At 75.6% G+C, this 3,083-nt stretch carries 2 protein-coding genes and 1 pseudogene; all 3 read left to right on the top strand.

The annotated features are described in order from the left end of the window. Positions 1–175: 175 nt before the first annotated feature. Positions 176–1,159 (top strand): 4-hydroxythreonine-4-phosphate dehydrogenase PdxA, encoded by a 984-nt coding sequence (gene pdxA / locus HMPREF0731_RS17890; RefSeq protein ID WP_007005598.1) that lies wholly within the window; start codon positions 176–178, stop codon positions 1,157–1,159. Continuing rightward, positions 1,159–1,923 (top strand): pyridoxine 5'-phosphate synthase, encoded by a 765-nt coding sequence (locus HMPREF0731_RS17885; protein WP_007005597.1) that lies wholly within the window; start codon positions 1,159–1,161, stop codon positions 1,921–1,923. Before pdxA ends, HMPREF0731_RS17885 begins: the two co-directional genes overlap by 1 nt. 135 nt (positions 1,924–2,058) lie before the next feature. Next, positions 2,059–3,083, top strand: a pseudogene (locus HMPREF0731_RS25720) (cache domain-containing protein); the annotation flags it as partial.

Here is a 3,083-nt window from a genome sequence, read left to right as displayed (position 1 = left end):
CCCGCCCACCGACCCCGCCGCCCAGGGCGAGGCCGGGCTGCGCGCCGAATGGCTGCGGACCGGGCTGCAGCGCGGCGATTTCGCCGCCTGCGACAGTTTCGGCGGCCTGCCCTGAGGCGCCGGCGGGGTGACGCTGTGCCCCGCCGCCCCATCTCCGCCCCACCGGGAGATTTGCATGACACCGCCGCTGATCCTGACCATGGGCGAGCCCGCCGGCATCGGCGGCGAGATCGCCGCCGCCGCCTGGCGCGAACTGCGCGCGGCGGGCCCGGCCTTCCTGTATCTCGGCGACCCGGCCCTGCTCGGCGACACGCCCTGGCAGGCGGTCGACCGGCCGGAGCAAGCCGGGGACAATTTCGGCAGGGCGCTGCCGGTGCTGCCGCTGGCGCTGGCCGCTCCGGCCCGCCCCGGCCAGCCAGACCCGCGCAACGCGCCCCTGGTGATCGAGGCGATCCGCCAGGGCGTCGCGCTGGTGCGGGCCGGCCAGGGCAGCGCCATCGTCACCAATCCGATCCAGAAATCGGTGCTCACGGCGGCGGGCTTCCGCCATCCCGGCCACACCGAGTTCCTCGCCGAGCTGGCGCCGGGCGAAGGCCCGCCGGTGATGCTGCTGGCCGCCGCCGGGCTGCGCAGCGTGCCGGTGACCATCCACCAATCGCTGCGCAGCGCCATCGAGGACCTGACCACCGAGCGCATCCTGCGCATCGCCCGCGCCACGGCCGCCGGGCTGCGGCGCGATTTCGGCATCGCGGCACCCCGCCTGGCGCTGTGCGGGCTGAACCCGCATGCCGGGGAGGATGGCACGATGGGGCATGAGGATCGCGACATCATCGCCCCCGCCATCGCCGCGCTGCGCGCCGAGGGCATCGACGCGCGTGGCCCCTACCCCTCCGACACGCTGTTCACGCCGCATGCGCGGCAGGGCTACGATGTCGCGCTCGGCATGTATCACGACCAGGCGCTGATCCCGGTCAAGACCCTCGACATGGCCGGCGGCGTCAATGTGACGCTCGGCCTGTCGATCATCCGCACCAGCCCGGACCATGGCACGGCGCTCGACATCGCCGGCCAGGGGCGGGCCGATCCGGGCAGCCTGGTCGCCGCGCTGCGGCTGGCCGCCGAGCTCGCCCGGCACCGCCAGCAGAGGAGCGCCGCCTGATGCGCCTGTCGGTCAATGTCGATCACGTCGCCACCCTGCGCAACGCGCGCGGCGGCCGCTTCCCCGACCCGGTGGAGGCGGCGCGCGCCTGCCTCCAGGCCGGGGCGGATGGCATCACCGTGCATCTGCGCGAGGATCGCCGCCACATCCGCGACGCCGATGTGGCCCGCCTCGGCGCCGAGCCCGGGCTGCGGCTGAATTTCGAGATGGCGGCGACCGAGGAGATGGTCGGCATCGCCCTCGGCCTGCGCCCGGCCGCCTGCTGCATCGTGCCGGAGAAGCGGCAGGAGCTGACCACCGAGGGCGGGCTCGACCTGCTGCGCGCCGGGCCGGAACTGGCCGGGGCGATCGCCCGGCTGGCCGGCGCCGGGATCGAGGTGGCGATCTTCGTCGAGCCCGACACGGCGCAGATCCAGGCGGCGGCGCGGCTCGGCGCCCAGGCGGTGGAACTGCACACCGGCACCTATGCCGATGCCGATCCGGCGGCGCGCCCGCCATTGCTGGCGCGGCTGGCCCGCGGGGCGGAGGCGGCGGCCGCCGCCGGCCTCGCCTGCCATGCCGGGCACGGGCTGGACCATGTGTCGGTGCGCGGCATCGCCGCCATCCCGCAGATCGCCGAGGTCAGCATCGGCCATGCGCTGATCGGCGCGGCGGTGTTCGAGGGGCTGCCGGCCGCGGTGCGGCGGATGCGCGCGGCGATGGTGGAAGCGAGGCGCAACACCATTGCACTGCCGCAAGACTCTGCGGCATCATCTTGCGGTTGAATAGGGCGGCGGCAGGCCGGACCGGGCGTAGCACCCGGTTCTGAGGAGAGGCGGCGTGCAGCAACCGAGGCAATGCCGGCCCGAGGCCGGCCGGGACGCGAGGCCGGCCAGGCGGGGCAGGGCCTGCGGCGTGGCATGGTAGCTCTCCCGCGCCGCCTGCTCGACCGTGCCCTCCGGCGGCCCCTGGCCTTCCATCTGGGCCTGTTCAGCGCGGCGCTGCTGCTGCCGGTGCTGCTGCTGGCCGGCATCTTCACCTGGGTCTCGCTCAAGGACCGCGAGCGCAACCTGCACGAGCACACGCTGCGCACCGCCGACCGGCTGATGGCGGTGCTGGAGGAGGAGCTGGCCGGCCAGGTCGCGGCGCTGCAGGTGCTGGCCGAGAGCCCGACCCTGGACCTGCCGGAGCTGCCCGACCTGCCGGCCTTCCAGCGCCAGTCCCTGGCGGTGGAGCGGCTGCTGGGCGGCGAGATCCGGCTGCGCCCGCCCCCCGCCGCGGCCGACGCCACCCAGGCCGAGCCCTCGGGCGGCATCGGCGCCATGGCCCTGCTGGCCGAGCAGGTGGCGGAGACCCGGCAGCCGGCGCGCTCCGGCCTGGTGGCGCTGCCCGGCGGCCGCTTCGCCGTGTTCCTGATGGTGCCGGTGCTGCGCGACGGGCGGCTGCGCCACCTGCTGCAACTGCAACTCTCCCCCGGCCAGTTCCGCACCGTGCTGGAGCAGCCGCTGCTGCCGCCGGGCTGGGTCGCCACCCTGGTCGATGGCGAGGGGCGGGTCATCGCCCGCTCGGCCGACCACGCGCAGCATCTCGGCCGCCGCATCTCGCCCGAGACGCAGCGCAACGCCCTGGCCCGGCAGGGGGTCTGGACCACCTTCTCGGTCGGCGGCGAGCCGCTGCTGGTGGCGCATGTCTCCTCGCGCCAGGCCGGCTGGCGGGTGGGGGTGACGGTGCCGGTGGCCCAGGCCAATGCGCCGGCGCGGCATTCCCTGCTGCTGCTGGCCCTGGCCGGCAGCGGCGTGCTGCTGATCGCGGCGCTGCTGGCGGCGCTGGCGGCGCTCAGCCCCGTGCTGCTCGGCCTGCTGTCGCTGGCGCCGAACCGGCTGCTCAGCCCGCGCCCGCTGGCCCTGCCGCTGACCGCGCCCCTCGGGCTGGCCGGCGCTGTTTT

The organism is Pseudoroseomonas cervicalis ATCC 49957, from assembly GCF_000164635.1.
Lineage (GTDB): Bacteria > Pseudomonadota > Alphaproteobacteria > Acetobacterales > Acetobacteraceae > Pseudoroseomonas > Pseudoroseomonas cervicalis.
This window is presented reverse-complemented; position numbering and strand designations above follow the sequence as displayed.

What these genes read in the sequence shown, in the direction of transcription:
- HMPREF0731_RS17885 (WP_007005597.1), top strand. Translation starts at nt 1,159, where the DNA reads ATGCGCCTGTCGGTCAATGTCGATCACGTCGCCACCCTGCGCAACGCG.
- pdxA (WP_007005598.1), top strand. Translation starts at nt 176, where the DNA reads ATGACACCGCCGCTGATCCTGACCATGGGCGAGCCCGCCGGCATCGGC.